Annotated in this window: 2 rRNA genes; both read left to right on the top strand. The window is 43.4% G+C overall.

Annotated features, from left to right (window positions below):
* Nucleotides 1–101 (top strand): 16S ribosomal RNA (locus tag EDI28_RS26305); the annotation flags it as partial.
* A 315-nt stretch (nucleotides 102–416) separates the two neighbouring features.
* Nucleotides 417–537: ribosomal RNA gene (locus EDI28_RS26310) — 23S ribosomal RNA — on the top strand; the annotation flags it as partial.

Genomic DNA, 537 nt, shown 5'->3' on the forward strand with positions numbered 1-537 from the left:
TTAACCCTTCGGGGAGGGCGTTTACCACGGTGTGGTTCATGACTGGGGTGAAGTCGTAACAAGGTAGCCCTAGGGGAACCTGGGGCTGGATCACCTCCTTACCTAAAGACTTGCTGTTTAATGCAGTGTCCACACAGATTGCCTGGTTRAMATGTAAAAGAACAAGCGAAAGCGCTAATGAATGACTCCGGTTATTGATTAACGCTTTTTGCGTTATGCTCTTTAACAATCTGGAAAGCTGACTAGTAAATTCAATCGAATGATTGGATTACAATAGTATCTTCGAGAGAAGATACGAGTTCTCAAAACAAACACATTCAAGTGTCTTGTGTAGAGTCCGGCGAAAACAAATTATTCTCTTTAATTAGAGAGTGAACCTTGGTTGTTGAGCCATACGAAACCTCTTGGGGTTGTATGGTTAAGTGACYAAGCGTACACGGTGGATGCCTTGGCAGTCAGAGGCGACGAAGGACGTATTAACTTGCGATAAGCCCAGTTTAGATAGTAAAAATCACTTGAGACTGGGATTTCCGAATG

This window comes from Photobacterium chitinilyticum (assembly GCF_004104355.1).
GTDB classification, from domain to species: domain Bacteria; phylum Pseudomonadota; class Gammaproteobacteria; order Enterobacterales; family Vibrionaceae; genus Photobacterium; species Photobacterium chitinilyticum.